The sequence below is a fragment of the Paenibacillus sp. J2R1T-4 genome (assembly GCF_059692235.1).
This window is the reverse complement of the sequence record NZ_JCAUBA010000006.1, coordinates 93,569-113,317: the sequence shown is the minus strand read 5'-3', so window position 1 is coordinate 113,317 and position 19,749 is coordinate 93,569. Positions and strand designations below refer to the sequence as shown.

Genomic DNA, 19,749 nt, shown 5'->3' with positions numbered 1-19,749 from the left:
GGAAGTCGGAAACAGCTTGAAATATATAGCAATATAAACAATTTTGGGAGGTCAAGAGCAAATGAGGAAGCGAATGAACAAGTTCAGCCTGTTAACCGCTCTATTATTAATGAGCATGGTAGTGCTTGCTGCATGCGGAAAAAGTGAATCACCTACTTCATCATCGTCGCCATCACCATCACCGTCCGCAGGGCCATCTAGTGCACCTGCAAAAACGCCTTTCACTTTCACCATGAACATGGATAATCCTAACATTAACTGGACTAGCGAAGTAGCACTGGAAATTACGAAACGTACGGGTGCGACGATCAAGTGGGACATCATTACCGGCGATTTCCGGACCAAAATGAACGTTTGGCTTGCTGCAGGAGACTACCCTGAAGTCATTAATATTCACGATAATACGTTAGAATCGTATGTCAAAGCGGGCGCTGTGTTGGACTTGGCCCCATTGATTAAACAACACGCTCCGAATATTATGAAGGCGTATAATAACGACTTGTCATTACTTCAACACCCGGATGGAAAAGTTTATGGATTACTCCAGCCTCCTACCAATAAAGTAGTTAGCCTTAATCAAACCGGATGGGTTAGTATTCAGGCAGCGGTATTAAAAGATGCCGGTTATCCTGCCATCAAGACACTTGAAGATGTCCGTACTATCGTGAGCAATTACATGAAGAAGTATCCAGAAATTGGTGGTGGCAAAACGATTGGCTTCTCCAATTATGGCGCTGCCAACCAGCTTTATAACATATTCGATACTGCCGCACGCAGCTATGTAGGTTTCCCTATAACAGCGCAATATTTCATCGATGATCAGAAAAATGCCAGACTCCGTTTCTTTGAGCCAGGTTATACGGATGCATTCAAGTTTTTCCAAAAGATCAACGCTGAAGGATTGTTCGATCCTGAATCGTTAGTACAGACGCAAGAACAGTTCACCGCGAAATGTACTCAGGGTCGTGTACTTGTAATATTCGGCGGCGGCGGTAATTGCACCTCTTCCCTTGAAAAGAGTATGATAGATCGCTCCTATATCCCGTTTGATATTGTTGCGCCTGGTAAGACAAAGCTGGTTGTAAAACCTTCCCAAACTGCAAGCAGAGGGGGCGACATGTGGCTTTCGATTACCAAAAATGCGAAGGATCCTGTTCGTATCATCCAGTTTTATGACGACATGTTTAAGCTTGAAAATCAAATTTTAGTGGGTTGGGGTATTGAAGGCAAATACTATAAAGTGGAAAACGGCAAACGGGTAGTAACGGATTGGTTCATGGATCAAATTAAAGCGAACCCAAGCAATTATTATGAAATATTGGGTATTGGATACGCTCGTCCTCTTTCGACCAACTATGCTTCCGGCTTTACATTGAGTGATGGTGATTTTGCGAAATTCGGCGACTCGGAATCCTATATTATGAGAAATTTGAATGCTGTTCATAAAGAAACGCTTGTTAAATACAATGCCAAGACGTTTTCTGATTTACTAATTAAAGGAACTGAAATGGATTATAACTTCAATCCATCAGTTGCGAAATGGACCGATGACATTAAGAAATTCAATACGGAAGCCATTGCAGAGTGGGGTAAGGCGGTCCAAAAGTTTATTTTTGAGAAAGATGCGGCCAAATTGGATGGGGTCTGGAATGACTTTCAGAAGACGCTCAAAGATAAGGGACTTGACAAACAAAATCAGGATGTTACGAAACTGTACAAAGATGACTTAGCTGCAGCGAAAAAATAAGCAACTAAAACCTGCCACGTTACCGTGGCAGGTTTTTTATACAATCCATATTGGTTCGAACTGGATCAGTCTCAACGCTGACCGTATTTCAAGCAGAACTTATTTCGAGTCCTCCATGTGCCAATGGGAATGCATCGTCATCGCACAGTTGGAATATTCGTTACCTTCCATTCGAATGTCACGGGTGTGTTCCTCCAGACAGATGCCGATCGTACGGTCTAGCGGTACTGCTTTGGAGAAGGAGATTTGGTTTGAAATTAGATCGAGATCATGCGTATGGCCGCGTATACGTATTCCAACGTAGCCCATAACATCAGAGCCGTTATCCTCCAGTACGTTGCTTTCAATGCGGTTATAGTTCGCCGCCATCGGATCAGATTCGTTCCGAAAGAAGATGCCGTAAAAGCGGTTATCGGACAGTCGATTGAAGCGAATCAGGTTGTGCGTATCCTTATGGCCGATGGAGAGCCCGCTCATTTGATTGCCGATTGCGACGCAATGCTCGACGATACTGTCCTGCACTCTCCAACAGAGGAAGATCCCGTCCATCCCGTTGTCCACAAATCTGGAATCTTTGATATGCGTTCGCTTCGTACCGCTTCCCGGATGGATCCCTTTCCCTCCGTTGAGGATACATTCACATCCACTAATGCTGATATCGGAACAGTGCTGGTAGCTGATACCGTCCCCGTTATAGTTTCTTACGGTACAGGATTCGATCAGGATATGTTGGGCCCCGAACAGGAAAATTCCCGCGTGTCGGCACCCATTGGCTAGCTGATTTTGGTTGTTTCCCTCTACAGTCAGATTGCAGATCTCCACTTGTTCGCAGTCATAACCGCTTATGACAGGTGTCTGTGTAGAGACGCAACCGTTATCATGAAGCTGGACAGTTGCGTTCATTTCCCGGTCGAGGTGGAGAATGTTCCCTTCCTTCCCGATTACGATTGCGACTGTTTCTCCGAAGCCCATGCTCCCTTGGGCATTTCTTACCGATACAGTTTGTCCAATCGGAAAATAATCGGGATCCCGTACGGTTATTTGGCGTTCATGCTGGTCCGCACTGGTCAATAGAGGGGAGACTCGTTCCGCACTTTGGAGCAGTACGGTTTGGTTGGCAACCCCTTCGAGCCTGACGTTCGAACGAAGATGTATCGTACTTGCAATTTCGTAGGTTCCTGCTCCGATCCTGACTGTTCCGCCGCCGAGTTGAGCGAGATGATCGATAGCGGCTTGGATGACAAGGTTCGTTCGGCCGATCAGATCTCCTGATGTTAGGCCTATGGTTAATACGGATGTTTCCATATGGTCTCCTTTCTTTTTCGCGATAGAGCTATTCATATTCCAGTCTATCACTAGCGTAACGGTGAGAACGATGGGGCAATTCCGTTTTTTACTGGGATGATGTTATTCTCTAAAGTTCGATACCTCCGATGAGTTAGTGCGGCGCTTTAATGTTTGATCAGAAAGGATAAAAGCTCCGCAGTAAAATTTAACATTAACCCGTATATGGAGAAGGCTGTTCGTTCTAACATTAAGGATAGGCGTAAAGGACAGGGCCGCACGGCGATGGAGGCCGGGAAAGGGAATGCTATGACAGAGAAATCAATGAGGCGTATCAGGCTTAGTCGGTATTGGAGAATACGAGGTTTTGACAACAAGGAGGAGATCCCCCATTCCGTTCACAACATCGGGTACGATGAGGCGGGGTGGCTGGAAGCGAATGCGCCGGGTGATGTCCATTCTACACTGCTTGCGCACGGTGTGATCGATGACCCCTACTATTCGACCAATGATCAATCTTGCAGATGGATGGAAAGGAAAGTATGGGTTTATCGAATGGAGTTCGATGTATTGGAGGACATCGTCGATTCACGCGTCTTCTTGAATTTTGAAGGACTAGATACGCTTGCTGAAGTATTCGTTAACGGGCAATCGGTTGCTTATTCGGAGAACATGTTCGTGTCATTGACCTCTGAGCTAACCGGATTGTTGAATGAACGCAGCAATGTGGTCGTCGTCCGTTTCGATCCCGTACTGGAATACGCAAAAACGAAAGACGTCTCGCGATTTTGGTCGAAAGTGAATTATGAACGCATATGGCTTCGCAAGTGTGCTTGCAATTTCTCCTGGGACTGGGGTCCGCGGATCGTGACCGTAGGCATCTGGAAGGACGTGTGGCTGCAAATCGTCGAGAAAGCCAGAATCGACCATCTGTTCTTTCGAACGCTGTCAATCGGGACGGATGGAGCTGAAGTGGAGCTAGATGTTGAGGTCAGCGGATTTGAGGCTGCAATTCCGTTGTGGGCAGAGATTTCTTTGAAGGGTTCTGGCGAAACATTGCGGTATAAATCGTCGGTTGAAGGCGGGAAGACAACGATAAGATTTCATGTAGCCAATCCCGAATTATGGTGGACTTTCGATCAAGGGAACCCTTATTTGTACGAATTGACCGTGCAGCTCCGAGCGGATGAACACATTGTCGATACGGTCATCGAGATGGTCGGGATAAGGACGATTGAAGTCAAACAGCGTTCGGAAAGTGGAAGTCCCCGATTTACATTTGTATTGAACGGCAAAGAACTATATGCGAAAGGCGCAAACTGGATTCCTTCCCATAATTTCATAGGCGCCATCGAAGATGAGCGTTACACGGATCTGATCACTCTCTCCCGTGAAGCGAACATGAATATGCTGCGGGTTTGGGGCGGCGGTATCTACGAGAAAGCGGCGTTCTATCGGGAATGCTCGCGACAAGGGCTGCTCGTTTGGCAAGATTTCATGTTCTCGTGCAGCGAACTGCCTGATTATGACGTGGATTTCATGGCTAATGTAAAAACGGAAATTATTGCGAATGTGAAAATGTTAAGAAACTATCCGTGTATAGCAGTTTGGGCAGGCAACAACGAGAGTCAAGCGATCCACAGCGAGAAAATGTATTACCGCAATGATTATCGTTTCTATGGAGAAAAAATATTCCATGAGCTCATTCCACAGCTGCTGGAAACCCTTGACACTACACGTTTGTATTGGCCAAGTTCTCCTTGGGGCGGAAACGATCCGAACAGCTTCGAGGAAGGGGATACGCATAACTGGGCCGTATGGGCCGGCGATGTATACCCTCGCAGATACGGGGAGAAGTCGAATATGGATGTGTCGCCATATGGAATTTCATACCGAAGGTACGCCGACGATACGTCGAAATTCAGCAGCGAGTTCGGCATTCACGGGAGCACGGTGAAAGAGACACTGAGGCGTAATATCCCTGAATCGGAACTTTACTACGGCAGCTTTGAGCTGGATTACCGCAACAAGGACTATGAACCTGAGAAAGCGGATATTACCATGTCCGGTTATTCGGGAATGCCGGGTGATTTGGATCAATACATCGATTTCTCCATGTTATGCCAAGCTGAAGGGCTCAAATTCGGAGTGGAGCACTTCCGCAGAAGAAAACCGGAGAACAGCGGGGCATTGATCTGGCAGTTGAACGACATTTGGCCCGGGATCAGTTGGAGTCTGATCGACTATTATTTATTTCCCAAAGCGTCCTACTACTATGCCCGTAGATTTTACAACCCTATTCTGCTGTCCTTTAAGGAAGAGTCAGGACGAATCTCGTTATGGGTGACGAATGACAGCTATGAGAGTTTTGAGGATACAGTAACCGTCGGTGTCCAGAACTGCTTCGGCAATCCGACTTATGAGCAATCGTTCACGATCAGAATCGCCCCGAACTCTTCTCGGCTCATTGTGGAATTCGCTCCCGCCGAGGTCGAATGGCGCTTGGGAGTGATCGACCGGAGAAGCCACTTCTTGTACGCACGGAGCGGACGCGAGGATGTGTACGACAATCATTTCTTCTTTGCAGAACACAAGGATCTGCGCTTTCGTCCATGCCACCTGAAAGTCGAGAAGAAGGAGTATGCGGATGCGGTCGAAATTACCTTGGAAACAGACTGTTTCGCACGTTTCGTCAAGCTGGAATGTCCGGTCGATCACACAATGTTTTCCGATAACTACTTCAATCTGCTGCCGGGTGAGAAGAAAACGGTTCTGGCGAGCAACCGTAAAGGTACGGCTATCTCAGCCGCATGTATCAGCGTTAAGGCGTTGAATGCAGGTAAGGGTAGGTTTGGTTTATGAGGAAGGGGGAGTGAGGTGGGTATCGAGAGCGCACCAACGCGGGTTGAACTGCGTGAAAGATTGCTTCGGCCCGATCAAATTTCAGGCTCCGAAATGCTGTTGCGCAGTCTTTTTCTAGAAGGTGTGGAATGTATCTTCGGTTATCCGGGCGGCTCCGTCCTTTTTATCTATGACGCTATTTATGATTTTGCCGGACTCAAGCATTTGCTTGCCCGTCATGAACAGGGTGCGATCCATGCTGCTGATGGATATGCCCGCGCTTCTGGCAAGACAGGGGTCTGTGTAGCCACTTCCGGCCCAGGGGCGACGAATTTAATCACCGGAATCGCAATGGCTTATAAGGATAACGTTCCGTTAGTCGTAATAACAGGTAACGTCCCTCTAAGCAGCAGGGGGACCGATGCCTTCCAGGAAGCGGACGTGATCGGTATGACGTTGCCTATCACCAAGCATAGTTACTACATCACAGATGCGGAACAAATACCGACAACCGTTCGGGCAGCGTTTGAAATCGCCTCCACTGGCCGAAAAGGACCCGTTCTGATCGATATTCCGAAAGACGTATCTTCACATAGGAAAGTGTTTCAGTATCAGGAACAAAGGCCGTTAACCAGATACTATCGGCCCGAGGTACATGTTGAACCGCAAATGCAAAGAGAAGTTGAAAGAGAAGCCTTCCCCGGTCAATTAAGCGATGAAGAAATCTGTTGCAGCGGAATGTTGACAACAAGAGGAACACTGAGCCTAATATCCAAGTCCGCACCAAGTGATGTCATCGTAACGGTGGATGAAAGACGCTATCAAGCAATGATTATCGATTGTTTCCGTTCTGTCACGCAGCGTTCCCTCATTGCTCCTAGTGGGATGGAAGCGCCGGGATTCAGCTTGCCAGCAGCTATTGGCGCCCAAATGGCGTTCCCGGGACGGACAATATTCTCGATCAATGGAGAGGGCGGAATTCAGAAGTGCGCACAAGAAATGGCCGTATGCGCCATCCACAACATCCCATTGAAGATCGTCGTATTTTCCAGTCGGGAATCATCGGAGAAGAAAAGTCCCGATTTTGTGAAATTGGCGGAAGCGTATGGCCTGAAGGGATTCGAGGCAGAACGGTTCGAAGAAGCGCGAGAAATATGGACAGAAGCGATGAAATGGAGCGGACCTGTCCTGGTCGAATTCAAGATTGAAGGAGGAACAGAAAATGAGAAATAGTTGGTTAATTCATGACATGATCCGTATTTGTCCACAAACCGGTAACGTATTAGAAACGGAAGTGGTGCACAATCTCAAGGAGACACCTGAAATTGAATCGCTGCATTTGATTTCTCCGCGAAACGCTTATGTTTCTTTTCAAATTATCGTACAGCTGAACAAGGGTGATTCGAATGAAGTTGACTTCTACCCCGAGGCGCTAAGATCCGATGAAGATGTGATATCGGCTTCTGAATATAACTTGTTTGTGCAATGGTATCATTGGGTAGAAGGGAATTATGTTCCGGATGGGCTCGTTCCATGGAAGTCGGGTCGCACGATTAATAACCCCTTTTCTATGCCAACGAAGCTGAATGCTATTCAGGATCAAGCATACGGCGCGATATGGGTGGATTTGTTCGTCCCTCCAGACGTTAAACCCGGCGAGTATCAAGGGACGTTGTTTGTTAAAAATGGCGGAGACACTGAACAGCACAAAATCGAATTAAAGGTGTTGCAAACGGTCATACCGAACGAATCGACGATCACCGCCGACTTGAATAACTACGCGGACACCATTTCTACCAAATTCACCCATTTGGATGGGCAAGAACAGCGTTACAATGACGGATCGTATTTTGCTGTGGAGAAACAATTTTACCAATTGGCGCACGAGCATCGAGCTCTTTTTCACAATCTGCCTTATCAACATTCAGGTAAGATGCCTGAAAGCTTTGCTCCAACATTGGAAGGGGCCGGAAAATCCATAAGGGTGAAGGACTGGTCTTTGTTTGATGAGCATTTTGGCCCTTATCTGGACGGTTCTGCCTTTAAAGACAGTAAACGGGGAGAAATCCCAATTCCCTACATGTATCTCCCGCAAAACTTTCACTGGCCGGCAGACTATGCCAAGTTCGGACTGAAAGGGTATACGACGGAGTTTAAAACGATTTTACAACAATTTTACGATCATTTTACGAAAAAAGGCTGGTTGTCAACAAAGTTCGAGTTGTTCCTAAACCATAAGAAAAGGTATAAATTGTTTCCCTATGACGGGGATGAGACGCGCTTTATCTGGGATGAGAAGATCAATGATATATTCTATGAAATGAGTCGGGACGTGCTGGAACGCCAAGATGGGGCTAAGTTTGTATTTCGAACAGATTCGAGCTGGTGTTACGGGCTGCACTATAAGAAATATGCAGATATCATTTCCCTATGGGTAGTCAGCGGGCTAATTGTTAACTGGTATGACGGAAGTGTGCCGTATCTGCAGGATCATGGAGCCACTGTTTGGACCTATGGAAGCGCACAAGGGCTTAATACGAATTTGCTCGGCACCGCAATCACACCGCTCGTTTGTGTAGCGCGCGGGGTGAATGGTTTTGATTACTGGAATAACGTCGAATGGGGGAAGAACTGGGCTCAAACTCCGGAAGCAAACGGAAGAACGACTTTGTTTTATCCCGGCGATGAGTTATTCGGCATCTTCGGTCCTATGCCATCGATTCGATTGAAAGTATTGCGGAATTCCATGCAAGTAGCGGAATGTATGGAACAGTGGATCAAGCAGAACGGTAAAGAAAGCCGCATTGAAATGTTGAATTTGGTCGGTTCTATTCTTGACGGGGAGGGTACATTCCATTCTCCGAAGCCGCCGGAATTAATTAATATTCCTCCATATGAATGGACCAACCAATTGCTAAGCGATGCGGCACCGACTGCTTTTCACTTAGGTAAATCGCCAGAACTGTTTAATGAGTTGAAGTATAAACTTTGGAACCTGATCGGTTAGGAGGGCGAATGAAACATGGCTAATTCTTATGAATTAATGGAAATTGCCCGAATCGGCGTGCTTTATTTAAATGGAGACCTTATAGAAGAAGCGATGACCCCGGAACGCCGCGCCTATACAAGCACGGATGATATAGATTTTGAGGAAGTCAGTTATAACGCTTTGAAAAGAACGCTGTTGCTGACCGAACGTATCGACATGACTCGCAACATCATTGCCGTACTTTGGGTCAGACGGCCCGATCAACCTCACAGAGGAGAGGTGCTTGTTGCAGGAAAATCGCTGCCGGAGGAAGGCTACGATGTAGTGGAGTTAAATCCAGCTATGAATCGAGCTTTATCCGGACTGCCAACCCGACGGGTGCGTAAAAACGGTGAAACTGTTTATTACCCCGTACGTGATTCTGACGAAGATATAGTAGGTATGCTTGAAGTTTCCGAGCTGAGAGCAACGTTTTTTATATGATCTCTAAGGTCTAACTCCCTGACAGCCAGCGAACAAGCGGCCCCCGAACGATGTGTCATTCATCGTTCGGGGGCCGCTTTGTTACAAACAGGTCATTTTCGCGAAGGATTGTCCAAGAATTTATTGTCGAACTATGTATAAACTTGCCAAATAAAGACACATTAAAGACGATGACAATATTTTACCCCTAATTGATCAATATATTACGTGTATTTTTTCGTGAAGGGGAAGTATATTAAATTTCGTATGACAGAAGCATAGAGAGAAATAAAATTTCATGAAGGAGGATTTTCCATGTTTAAGGGGTTCAGCAAAAGTGTAATCGTTTTCATGAGTGTTATTCTGCTTGTGGGAATGGTTTTGACCGGCTGTGCAAGCAAATCAGGCAGCGGCGGAAGCGAGCAAGTGTTTCGGATGATTTTGGGGTCTGAGCCTCCATCACTCGATCCAGGTCTTGCGCAAGATAACAATTCATCTACAGTTCTTCGCCCGATCTATGACGGGTTGACAACAAAAGATGAAAAAGGTGAAGTGAAAGGGGCCGCTGCTGAGAAGTGGGAAGTATCGAAAGACGGTCTGAAGTACACGTTCAACCTTCGTAAAGATGCAAAATGGTCGAACGGAGACCCGGTTAAAGCTAGCGACTTCGTATTCGCATGGACTCGCGCTTTGGATCCTGCTTTTGCAGCACCGTATGCATACCAATTGTATTACATCAAGAACGCAGAAGAGTATAACACTAAGAAAATCACCGATGCTAGTCAACTAGGTGTTAAAGCTAAAGATGACTACACGTTAGAAGTGGAGTTGAAAGCACCGACTCCTTATTTTGAAAGCCTGGTTTCTTTCTACACATACTTTCCGTTGAACGAGAAGCATGTAAAAGCAAACCCTAAGTTTGCTGCTGAAGCTAGCACAATGGTAACAAACGGCGCCTTCTTGATTAAAGAATGGAAACATAACGATTCCGTTACCCTAGTTAAGAATGACAACTACCATGCTGCAAAAGATATTAAACTTGCAACTGTAACAATGAAAATTTTGAACGATGCTAACACCCAATTGCAAATGTACAACTCCAATGAAATTGATTGGGTTGGCCGTCCGGTAGGGGAAATTCCGGTTGACAAATTGCCTTCCTTGAAAGCTGATAAGAACTTCGGTCTTCAAGTTAAAGGGATTGCATCGACATACTACTATGAGTTCAACACCAAGCAAGCTCCTTTCGACAATGCTAAGATCCGTAAGGCATTCGCAATGGCGATTGACCGTAAAGCCATTGTTGATAAAGTAACACTTGGCGATCAGATTCCAGCATTCGGATTCGTTCCTCCAGGAATCAAGGGAGAGAGCAAAGAATTCCGCGCAGAAGTGAAAGACACCGAATACTTCAAAGAAGATGTTGCTGAAGCAAAGAAATTGCTTGCTGAAGGTTTGAAAGAAAAAGGCCTGGATAAACTTCCGGTTGTTACATTGATCTACAATACAAGCGAAGGCCACAAGAAAATTGCTGAAGCTGTTGTAGACATGTGGAAGAAAAATCTTGGCGCAGAAATCAAGCTTGAGAACCAAGAGTTCGGTGTATACATCAAGAACCGCCAAACAGGCAACTTCCAAGTTGCTCGTGCAGGTTGGGGAGCCGACTACAATGATCCAATGACTTACGTCGATCTGCTTATGACAGGCGGAGGTAACAACAACTCCAAATACTCGAATGCAGAATACGATAAACTTGTTAAGGAAGCCTTGAGCTCCCAAGACGACAAGAAACGTATGGAAGCAATGGCGAAAGCCGAGAAAATCATGATTAACGAGATGCCAATCATTCCAGTCTATTACTACACTGGAATCTGGGCACAAAAAGCGTACGTGAAAAACGTATTTGTCGATTACAAAGGTGATATTGACTTCACTAGAGGTTACATCGAGAAAAAATAAGGCCAGAGCTAGTAAAAGTTCGGGGTATATATGACCGTATATATACTCCGGGCTTTTTTTAAATTTTCAAAGATAAGTTCACTATTGTTGGGAAATCATACAATTGGACAGTATACGTCGAAATTGTTTACAATAATTAAGGTTATGTTAACTCGTTTTCTTAACTTGTAGGAGGTGCTGCGGTGATTCGCTTCTTGTTGCGAAAGCTGCTGTTTGTTCTCGTTTCTTTGTTTGTACTGGCGACAGCCACTTTTTTTCTGATGAAGGCTATTCCTGGGGACCCTTTTATGTCGGAAAAGATGCCCTCTCCAGAAATTAGAGCTAATCTGATGGCTTATTATGGACTGGACAAACCCATTATGGTTCAGTACTTGAATTATATTAAGCAAGTTATAACTTTGGATTTAGGTGTTTCTATGAAATGGCAGGGCCGAACGGTTAATGGGATCGTAGAAGGCTCTTTTGGTAACTCCTTACGCTTGGGGTTGTGCGCAATCTTGTTCGCGGTATCTGCAGGTGTCACATTAGGTACAGTCGCTGCGTTGCGTCATCGCAAGTTTTTGGACAACCTGGCCATGATCATTGCTGTGTTGGGCGTATCGGTACCTAGCTTTGTAATGGCAACTTTGCTGCAATTCGTGTTTGCCGCTAAGCTGCATTTCTTCGATGTGGCAGGCTTGAATGATCCTTTCGATTACGTGCTGCCCACGCTAGCCTTATCATTTGCTCCGATTGCTTTTATTGCCCGTCTGACGCGCTCGAATATGCTTGAGGTCATGAATTCCGACTATATCAAAACAGCTAAGTCAAAAGGGCTGACAGGTTTCGTTATAACGGTGCGTCATGCATTAAGAAACGCGATTCTTCCTGTTATTACTTATTTGGGACCTTTAACAACCGGTGTAATTACAGGATCAGTCGTTATTGAGAAAATATTTGGTATTCCCGGATTAGGCAAGCATTTCGTCGAAAGTGTCGGGAATCGAGATTATACATTAATTATGGGCTTAACCTTGTTCTACGGCGTTATTCTGATGTCTGCTCGTTTCTTAACAGATGTTGCTTACGTATTCGTAGATCCTCGTATGAAGTTGACCGGCGGAAAGGAGAAGGCATAATGGCTGATCGTAACAAACAACTCTCCGCAGATCATTTGAAGCCATCGAATTTTCGTAAGCTGAACCGGGATGAAGCGGCAGGCGACAAAATTGTTCGACCAAGCTTATCTTCATGGAAAGACGCCTGGCTGCGTCTCAAGTCTAACCGGCTTGCCATGATTGGTCTTGCTATTCTTATTATCCTTGCATTCATGGCCGCATTTGGACAGATGATGACGCCGCACGATTATTTCTCCAATAATCTGGATCAGACGAATCAACCGCCTTCTAAGGAGCACTGGTTCGGTACGGATGATCTTGGACGAGATATGTTCGCCCGAACTTGGATGGGAGCTTCGATCTCTCTGCAAGTAGGCTTGTTCGCGGCGCTGATTGACTTGATCGTTGGTGTAATCTACGGCGGTATTATGGGCTACTTCGGGGGACGTACGGATGAAGTAATGAGCCGAATTTCTGAGGTCCTTTATGCGATTCCTTACCTCCTGATCGTAATTCTGATGGTTGTAGTATTCGAACCTAGTATGATGACTATCATTCTGGCCTTAACCATTACGGGATGGATTAATATGGCTTGGATTGTACGTGGACAAATTATGCAATTGAAGAATCAAGAGTATGTATTAGCCTCTCGTTCTTTGGGTGCAGGCATGTCACGCATTCTGTTCCGTCATCTGATTCCGAATGCATCAGGTCCGATCATCGTTACCTTAACGTTGACGGTACCGTCTGCTATATTCGCTGAAGCTTTCCTAAGCTTTCTCGGTCTCGGTGTAAGCTCGCCGGCCGCATCATGGGGAACGATGATATCAGACGCCATCTCGGCTTGGGATGTATACCCTTGGCGAATGATTTTCCCTGCAGGATTTATTAGCTTGACCATGTTTGCCTTTAACGTATTCGGAGACGGTTTGCGTGATGCATTCGATCCGAAGATGAAGAAATAAGCTAGACGATTTGGGAAGGAGGAACCTGCAATGGAAAAAATATTGGATGTGCAGGACTTACGGGTTTCGTTCCGCGTTCACGGGGGAGAAGTACAGGCTGTGCGCGGCGTCAGTTTTCATGTGAACAAGGGAGAAGCAGTCGGAATTGTTGGTGAGTCCGGTTGCGGTAAAAGCGTGACGGCTCAAACGATTATGCGTCTTATCCCATCTCCTCCCAGCATGATTAAGGGAGGGTCAATCAACTTTTTGGGCCAGGATCTGCTGAAGAAAACCGAGCAGCAAATGCAAGGAGTTCGAGGCAAAGAGATCGGCATGATCTTCCAAGATCCAATGACTTCCCTCAATCCTACTATGACCGTTGGTAAACAAATTTCTGAAGGTCTAATGAAGCATCAGAATTTGTCTGCTAATGCAGCTAAGCGAAAAGCGATCGAAATGCTTGGCCTCGTTGGAATACCTAATCCGGAAGATCGAGTGAAGCAGTACCCGCATGAGTTCTCCGGCGGTATGCGTCAACGGGTGATGATCGCGATTGCTTTAGCTTGTAATCCTGCTCTACTTATTGCTGACGAGCCTACTACGGCTCTTGACGTAACCATTCAGGCGCAAATTCTGAGATTGATGAAGAACTTGCAGCAAGATATGGGGACATCCATCATCCTGATTACCCATGATCTTGGCGTTGTCGCGGATATGTGTGACCGTGTAATCGTAATGTACGCAGGTAAAGTGGTGGAGACAGGGACGAAGATGGAAATATTCAAGAATCCCAAACATCCTTATACAAAGGGCTTGTTACGGTCTATCCCGCGTCTGGATCAGAGGAAAGAGGAACCGTTGATCCCTATTCTCGGAACACCTCCTGACCTCATTAAACCGCCAGTGGGCTGTGCATTCGCCGCTCGCTGCAGTGAAGCGATGGAAGTGTGCTTAAGTATTGATCCGGAGGCTACTCGTTTCAGTGACACCCAGACAGCCCGTTGCTGGATGGCTCACCCGCTTGCTCAGGCTCAGGAGGTGGCGAAATGAGTCGTAACCTGATTGAAATTCGTAATTTAAAGAAATATTTCAATATTGGAAAAGGCCAGTCGCTGAAGGCTGTCAATGATATAAGTCTGGACATTAAACAAGGGGAGACCCTTGGGGTGGTTGGAGAGTCTGGTTGCGGGAAGTCAACAGCTGGAAGAACGATCCTTCGCCTGTATGAACCGACAGAGGGTTCTGTCAACTTCAATGGAACGAATATTTATTCCTTGTCTGGTTCCAAGATGAAGGCGCTCCGCCGCGAGATGCAGATGATCTTCCAGGATCCCTATGCGTCTCTTAATCCGCGGATGACGATCTCTGATATCATCGGAGAAGCGCTTGATGTGCATAAGCTAGTGCATAGCAAAGCGGAGCGTAAGCGCCGCATTGAAGACCTGCTCGATCTGGTCGGCTTGAACCCCGATCACGTGACGCGTTACCCGCACGAATTCTCGGGCGGACAACGTCAACGGATCGGTATAGCCCGTGCGCTTGCTGTTGATCCTAAGTTCATCATCTGCGATGAACCAATCTCCGCGCTTGACGTTTCTATTCAAGCGCAAGTGGTGAACTTGCTGCAGGAATTGCAGAGCAAGATGGGCTTGACGTATTTGTTCATCGCCCATGACTTGTCCATGGTGAAGCATATCAGTGACCGCGTCGCGGTTATGTATCTGGGAAAAGTCGTCGAGATCGCAGAGAGCGGCGAGCTGTATGCGAATCCGAGTCATCCTTACACAAAGGCGTTGCTGTCCGCCATTCCGATTCCGGATCCGGAGGTCGAAGCCACACGCGAACGTATCGTGCTAAAGGGAGACCTGCCAAGTCCGGTCAATCCTCCAAGCGGTTGTCATTTCCGTACGAGATGTCCGCTTGCCTCTGAGAAATGCGCGGCCGTCGAACCGCCTTTGGTAGAGACAAGGCCTGGACACTGGACTGCTTGTCACTTTGCTTGATTTACTTTATGGCCGGCTCCTGTGGGGCCGGTCTTTCTTGTCGCATGAAGCAGCGGATTGCATATGCTTTTGACGAATCCTGCTCATAGATGTAAAATCGGAAATGGTGACAAAATACATATTGCACCGTGTATGCTACTTTGACCAACAAGGAGGGCCATGCATGAGAATCGAAGAATACCCTTGGCTACCGAATCAGCCACTGGCCCGGAATTACATAGAGTCTTTCGATTCTGTGAGCTCCCTGTACACTTACAATCCCCATGATCCGAATAAATTCGCTGCTCGAGCCGAATGGTTAGACCGCGATTTCAGACCGTCATTAGACCGCGGCAAGCTGGCTCGTGTCCTTCGGGACTACAATCAAGCTGTCGGCAATGCACCAGAGGCTATGGAAGCAATCGATGCGCTGCAGGATCCACGAACACTTGTCGTAGTTGGAGGGCAGCAAGCAGGACTGTTCACTGGACCGTTGTTGGTGATTTTCAAGGCTATTACGGTGCTTCAGACAGCGAGATTCGCCTCTGAGCAATTGAACAGACGAGTAGTTCCAGTATTCTGGATTGCGGGAGAAGATCATGATCTGGATGAAGTGAATCAAGTGAATGTATTGACGGATTCGCTTTCTATCCATAAAATCAAACTAGCGACAGTTCCGGAGAAAAGAGGACCAGTCAGTTCGGTCTCCATATCTCAAGAAGAGTGGCAGGAAGTGTTGGAGCAGTTAGAGGCTTCCCTGATGAACACGGAATTCAAGGCTAGTTTGATGGAGCAAGTCAAGGAGGCCTGTCTGAACTCCTCCTCGCTTACGGATAGCTTTGCACGCTTAATGGCGCAATGGTTCGGTTCGTATGGTCTCGTTCTCATTGATTCTGCTGATCCTTCATGGAGACGATTGGAAGCCCCTATGTTCAAGGAGCTTGCTGAGAAGGAACGAGAATTGAATACAGTTCTGCTTAACAGCCAAACTGAATTGCAGCACCTGGGTTTCACGCCTCAAGCTGAGGTACGCTCGGAGCAAGCGAATTTGTTCTTCCTACAAAACGGAGAACGTCTGCTGTTGCAAGTCGACAACGATGGCAACTACTCAGACAAACGAGGCGAGCTGAAGCTGACCCGTGAGGAGCTTATTACTATTGCTAGCACTCGGCCCGAGAAGCTCAGCAATAATGTAATGACACGTCCGCTTATGCAAGATTATATGCTGCCTGTTCTTTCCGTCGTCCTCGGTACCTCGGAGATTGCATACTGGGGTGTACTGAAGAATGCGTTTGAGTATGTGGGTATGCAAATGCCAATTCTTGAGCCGCGGATGGAGTTCTCACTAGTGGAAGGAACGCTCCAGAAGCAGATGGGCAAATATGGGCTTACGTTCGAGGATATTATCTTGCACTTTGATCGCAAGAAGCAGGAGTGGCTGGACAGTCAAGGCTCGCTGCAGCTTAGTGAGACATTTGCCGAGATCAAGCTTCAATTCGCCGATTTGTACAAGCCTGTTATTGATCGGGTTGGTACCATTAATCCCGGAATGCGTAAGCTGGGGGAAACGAATATGGCTAAGATTGTGGAGCAGATTGAATTCCTCGAGTCTCGCTCTAACGAAGCCTTTGAATCTCAGTTTGAATCTGCTCTTCGTCATTGGGAGAGACTTCGCGTGTCACTGTATCCTCAAGCTAAACCTCAGGAAAGAGTGTTCAACGCATTGGCTTACTTCGTCAAGTATGGCGACGGCTGGTTGAAAGAGCTAATCACCACACCTATGCAGCCGAACGGCAACCATCGCATTGTATCGTTTTAACCAATTTTAATGATTCATCATTATAAGGAGGCAACACACAAATGACAGCCAAAGAAAGAAGCATTATCGCAGATCCATCCTCAGCACCAGAAGGTCATTTGAAGATCGATTGGGTAAGAGCCCATATGCCGGTTCTGAACCGAATTCGTGAGCAGTTCGAGAAAGAACAGCCGTTCAAAGGATTAAAAGTAGCGATATCCTTGCACTTGGAAGCCAAGACAGCCTACTTGGCAAAAGTAGTTCAAGCAGGCGGAGCAGAAGTAACGATTACCGGGAGCAACCCTCTCTCCACACAAGACGATGTTTGTGCGGCGCTTGTGGAAGATGGAATAACAGTATTCGCCAAGTACAACCCGTCTCCTGAGGAGTACAAGGAATTGCTGATTCATGCTCTTGAAACGAAGCCTGACCTCATCATTGATGACGGCGGTGACTTGGTTACGATTCTTCACTCTGAGCGTCAAGACTTATTGGCTCAAGTAAGAGGCGGCGCGGAAGAGACCACAACCGGGATTCTGCGGTTGAAGGCGCTTGAGAAGGAAGGCCAATTGAAGTTCCCGATGGTTGCAGTTAATGATGCCTTCTGCAAATACTTGTTCGATAACCGTTATGGTACAGGTCAATCCGTATGGGATGGAATTAATCGCACAACCAACCTTGTAGTTGCTGGTAAAACAGTTGTTGTTGCAGGTTACGGCTGGTGCGGTAAGGGTGTAGCAATGCGTGCCAAAGGTCTTGGCGCAAATGTTATCGTAACCGAGATTGATGCGATTAAGGCTGTTGAAGCTTATATGGACGGTTTTGCTGTAATGCCTATGGTGGAAGCAGCCAAGCTGGGAGATTTCTTCGTAACCGTAACAGGCAACCGGGATATTATTCGCGGAGAGCACTATGATGTAATGAAGGATGGCGCCATTCTTTCCAACGCAGGTCATTTCGATGTAGAAGTGAATAAACCAGAATTGGAATCCAGAAGCTCATCCATGCGTACCGTTCGCCGCAATATCCAGGAATACGCGCTCAAAGATGGCCGCTTGATCTATGTACTGGCAGAAGGCCGCCTTGTTAATCTGGCTGCTGGTGATGGACACCCGGCTGAGATTATGGATATGACGTTCGCTCTTCAAGCCATGTCTCTTAAATTTGTGAATGATCAGTACGAAGCAATCGGTAACAAGGTTGTTAACGTGCCTTACGAGCTGGACGAGCAAGTTGCCCGCTTCAAGCTGCAATCCCTTGGCATGGGTATCGATAATTTGACGAGTGAGCAGAAGTCATACTTGGATAGCTGGGCAGAGCACTAAGAAGCCCGCTCTTCCTTAACCAAGCATGATAACATCCCCGTTCCGACCTTTTTGGTCGGAAGGGGATTTTTTTATTGATTTTTCCAATAACTTGCAACCCAGTGGCTGGAAATTGCGTCTGGTTGTGTAGACGGTTACAAAAGCGATTAGCAGCTTGAAGGGGGCACGGTATAATCATGACAAGCCAATCGAGAAAGTGGGCAAGGAGCTGGAGGCGGGGAGTTATTCTTGCTTTTACGACATTACTGATTATTATCTCATCAGTAGGCTGCAGCAGCGGCAATAAAGATTCAGCAGAATCACTCAATAATCAGAAGATGAACGATTCTGCTGCCTCCGCTCCTCAGAGCATAGCTGCAGCTTCAGGATCAGATGGAAAAGCCAAAACAGAGAGCGCAACATCCTCAGCAGCTACATCACCCGTTAAGCCCAATGGGATGTCGCTGACAAACAGCGCAGGAAGCTATGATCGGAAAATCATTTATAAAGCTAATGTTACGATGGAAGTGTTGAATTATGGGGATGCTCAATCGGAGATCAAGAACCAGACGATGTTAGCGGGCGGTTACCTTGTGCAATTCTCTGAGAATCGGACCGCGTATGAACAGAGCGGGACCTTAACCGTGAAAGTTCCAGCATCCGGATTTACCCAATTTATTACCACACTTGAACAGATGAAACCCAAGACTATTCAACAAAACATTCAAGGGCAGGATGTGACCGAGGAATTCGTCGATTTGACAGCAAGATTAAAGGCAAAACAAGTAGTGGAAGCCAGGTATTTAGACTTTCTAAGTAAATCAGCCAAGACAGAGGAGCTAATCAGCTTCTCCAATGAACTTGCTAAAGTACAAGAAGAGATTGAGAAGATTAAGGGCCGAATGACTTATTTGGAGCAAAATGTGGATTTCTCGACGGTTGAGATTAGATTGTATCAGAAATTGGAAGGGGCTAAGAAGCAAAACGAGCCGGCGGATACATTTGTTAATCAGATTAAACATGCTGCCGTCTCAAGCACTGCCGTTATATTCAACGTACTGCAAGCCTTGCTGCTGTTCGCTGCAGGAGCGCTGCCTGTGCTTGTAGTGCTTTCTATCGCTGGAATCCCTGTGCTGTTCTGGCTCCGCAAGAGAAGACGCGATCTGGCCGCACAACAACAGCGCGCACAGCAGCTGAGACAAGAGAATGCCCTGGCTCTTTCGGCAGAAAACGAACCTTCAAAGTGAAATAATGCTTTTAACCACATAAACTTTTTTAAGAAATCCTGCCCTCAAAAGCAGGATTTCTTGTTGTTGTGGCGAATTTGTTCAAAGCAGTGGTG

Annotated in this window: 14 protein-coding genes and 1 pseudogene; 14 read left to right on the top strand and 1 reads right to left on the bottom strand. The window is 46.6% G+C overall.

What is annotated here, in order from left to right; all coding sequences use genetic code 11:
* Positions 1 to 61: 61 nt before the first annotated feature.
* On the top strand, positions 62 to 1,747 hold the full coding sequence (locus AC58QD_RS12605; protein WP_497333637.1) for a type 2 periplasmic-binding domain-containing protein: 1,686 nt from the start codon (positions 62 to 64) through the stop codon (positions 1,745 to 1,747).
* 99 nt (positions 1,748 to 1,846) lie between these two features.
* Here the strand turns inward: AC58QD_RS12605 and AC58QD_RS12600 are convergent, their stop codons facing one another.
* Positions 1,847 to 3,052, bottom strand: coding sequence for a right-handed parallel beta-helix repeat-containing protein (locus AC58QD_RS12600; RefSeq protein WP_497333635.1), 1,206 nt, complete (start codon positions 3,050 to 3,052; stop codon positions 1,847 to 1,849).
* 153 nt (positions 3,053 to 3,205) lie between these two features.
* On the opposite strand from AC58QD_RS12600, the gene AC58QD_RS12595 reads away from it, so the two are divergent.
* The 13 genes and pseudogenes from AC58QD_RS12595 to AC58QD_RS12535 all read left to right on the top strand — a co-directional run bounded on the left by AC58QD_RS12595 (position 3,206) and on the right by AC58QD_RS12535 (position 19,654).
* Positions 3,206 to 5,893 carry a beta-mannosidase gene (locus tag AC58QD_RS12595; protein WP_497333633.1) on the top strand — a complete coding sequence of 896 codons (2,688 nt, stop codon included), beginning with the start codon at positions 3,206 to 3,208 and terminating at the stop codon, positions 5,891 to 5,893.
* Positions 5,894 to 5,908: 15 nt separating this feature from the next.
* A pseudogene (locus tag AC58QD_RS12590) lies at positions 5,909 to 6,526 on the top strand (thiamine pyrophosphate-binding protein); the annotation flags it as partial.
* Between the two features lie 15 nt (positions 6,527 to 6,541).
* Positions 6,542 to 7,105 (top strand): thiamine pyrophosphate-dependent enzyme, encoded by a 564-nt coding sequence (locus tag AC58QD_RS12585; RefSeq protein WP_497333972.1) that lies wholly within the window; start codon positions 6,542 to 6,544, stop codon positions 7,103 to 7,105.
* Entirely contained in the window at positions 7,095 to 8,879 is a 1,785-nt protein-coding gene (locus AC58QD_RS12580) for a hypothetical protein (protein ID WP_497333631.1), read from the top strand. The genes AC58QD_RS12585 and AC58QD_RS12580 overlap by 11 nt, the downstream gene beginning before the upstream one ends.
* A 15-nt stretch (positions 8,880 to 8,894) precedes the next feature.
* Positions 8,895 to 9,344 carry a hypothetical protein gene (locus tag AC58QD_RS12575; RefSeq protein ID WP_497333629.1) on the top strand — a complete coding sequence of 150 codons (450 nt, stop codon included), beginning with the start codon at positions 8,895 to 8,897 and terminating at the stop codon, positions 9,342 to 9,344.
* A gap of 294 nt (positions 9,345 to 9,638) precedes the next feature.
* Positions 9,639 to 11,282: a peptide ABC transporter substrate-binding protein gene (locus AC58QD_RS12570; RefSeq protein WP_497333627.1), complete on the top strand. Its 1,644-nt coding sequence runs from the start codon at positions 9,639 to 9,641 to the stop codon at positions 11,280 to 11,282.
* A 182-nt stretch (positions 11,283 to 11,464) separates the two neighbouring features.
* Positions 11,465 to 12,400 (top strand): ABC transporter permease, encoded by a 936-nt coding sequence (locus tag AC58QD_RS12565; protein ID WP_497333625.1) that lies wholly within the window; start codon positions 11,465 to 11,467, stop codon positions 12,398 to 12,400.
* Positions 12,400 to 13,344, top strand: a complete 945-nt coding sequence (locus tag AC58QD_RS12560; RefSeq protein ID WP_497333623.1) for an ABC transporter permease — start codon at positions 12,400 to 12,402, stop codon at positions 13,342 to 13,344. Before AC58QD_RS12565 ends, AC58QD_RS12560 begins: the two co-directional genes overlap by 1 nt.
* A gap of 30 nt (positions 13,345 to 13,374) precedes the next feature.
* Positions 13,375 to 14,373 (top strand): ABC transporter ATP-binding protein, encoded by a 999-nt coding sequence (locus AC58QD_RS12555; protein WP_497333621.1) that lies wholly within the window; start codon positions 13,375 to 13,377, stop codon positions 14,371 to 14,373.
* Positions 14,370 to 15,326: an ABC transporter ATP-binding protein gene (locus tag AC58QD_RS12550; protein ID WP_497333619.1), complete on the top strand. Its 957-nt coding sequence runs from the start codon at positions 14,370 to 14,372 to the stop codon at positions 15,324 to 15,326. Before AC58QD_RS12555 ends, AC58QD_RS12550 begins: the two co-directional genes overlap by 4 nt.
* Before the next feature lie 163 nt (positions 15,327 to 15,489).
* Positions 15,490 to 17,124: a bacillithiol biosynthesis cysteine-adding enzyme BshC gene (gene bshC, locus AC58QD_RS12545; protein ID WP_497333617.1), complete on the top strand. Its 1,635-nt coding sequence runs from the start codon at positions 15,490 to 15,492 to the stop codon at positions 17,122 to 17,124.
* A 41-nt stretch (positions 17,125 to 17,165) separates the two neighbouring features.
* Positions 17,166 to 18,428 (top strand): adenosylhomocysteinase, encoded by a 1,263-nt coding sequence (locus AC58QD_RS12540; protein WP_497333615.1) that lies wholly within the window; start codon positions 17,166 to 17,168, stop codon positions 18,426 to 18,428.
* 176 nt (positions 18,429 to 18,604) lie between these two features.
* Positions 18,605 to 19,654: a DUF4349 domain-containing protein gene (locus tag AC58QD_RS12535; protein ID WP_497333613.1), complete on the top strand. Its 1,050-nt coding sequence runs from the start codon at positions 18,605 to 18,607 to the stop codon at positions 19,652 to 19,654.
* Positions 19,655 to 19,749 lie beyond the last annotated feature (95 nt).

Coding starts and splice junctions, on each gene's coding strand:
- AC58QD_RS12605 (WP_497333637.1), top strand. CDS start 62: ATGAGGAAGCGAATGAACAAGTTCAGCCTGTTAACCGCTCTATTATTA.
- AC58QD_RS12600 (WP_497333635.1), bottom strand. CDS start 3,052: ATGGAAACATCCGTATTAACCATAGGCCTAACATCAGGAGATCTGATC.
- AC58QD_RS12585 (WP_497333972.1), top strand. CDS start 6,542: ATGCAAAGAGAAGTTGAAAGAGAAGCCTTCCCCGGTCAATTAAGCGAT.
- AC58QD_RS12580 (WP_497333631.1), top strand. CDS start 7,095: ATGAGAAATAGTTGGTTAATTCATGACATGATCCGTATTTGTCCACAA.
- AC58QD_RS12575 (WP_497333629.1), top strand. CDS start 8,895: ATGGCTAATTCTTATGAATTAATGGAAATTGCCCGAATCGGCGTGCTT.
- AC58QD_RS12570 (WP_497333627.1), top strand. CDS start 9,639: ATGTTTAAGGGGTTCAGCAAAAGTGTAATCGTTTTCATGAGTGTTATT.
- AC58QD_RS12560 (WP_497333623.1), top strand. CDS start 12,400: ATGGCTGATCGTAACAAACAACTCTCCGCAGATCATTTGAAGCCATCG.
- AC58QD_RS12555 (WP_497333621.1), top strand. CDS start 13,375: ATGGAAAAAATATTGGATGTGCAGGACTTACGGGTTTCGTTCCGCGTT.
- AC58QD_RS12550 (WP_497333619.1), top strand. CDS start 14,370: ATGAGTCGTAACCTGATTGAAATTCGTAATTTAAAGAAATATTTCAAT.
- bshC (WP_497333617.1), top strand. CDS start 15,490: ATGAGAATCGAAGAATACCCTTGGCTACCGAATCAGCCACTGGCCCGG.
- AC58QD_RS12540 (WP_497333615.1), top strand. CDS start 17,166: ATGACAGCCAAAGAAAGAAGCATTATCGCAGATCCATCCTCAGCACCA.
- AC58QD_RS12535 (WP_497333613.1), top strand. CDS start 18,605: ATGACAAGCCAATCGAGAAAGTGGGCAAGGAGCTGGAGGCGGGGAGTT.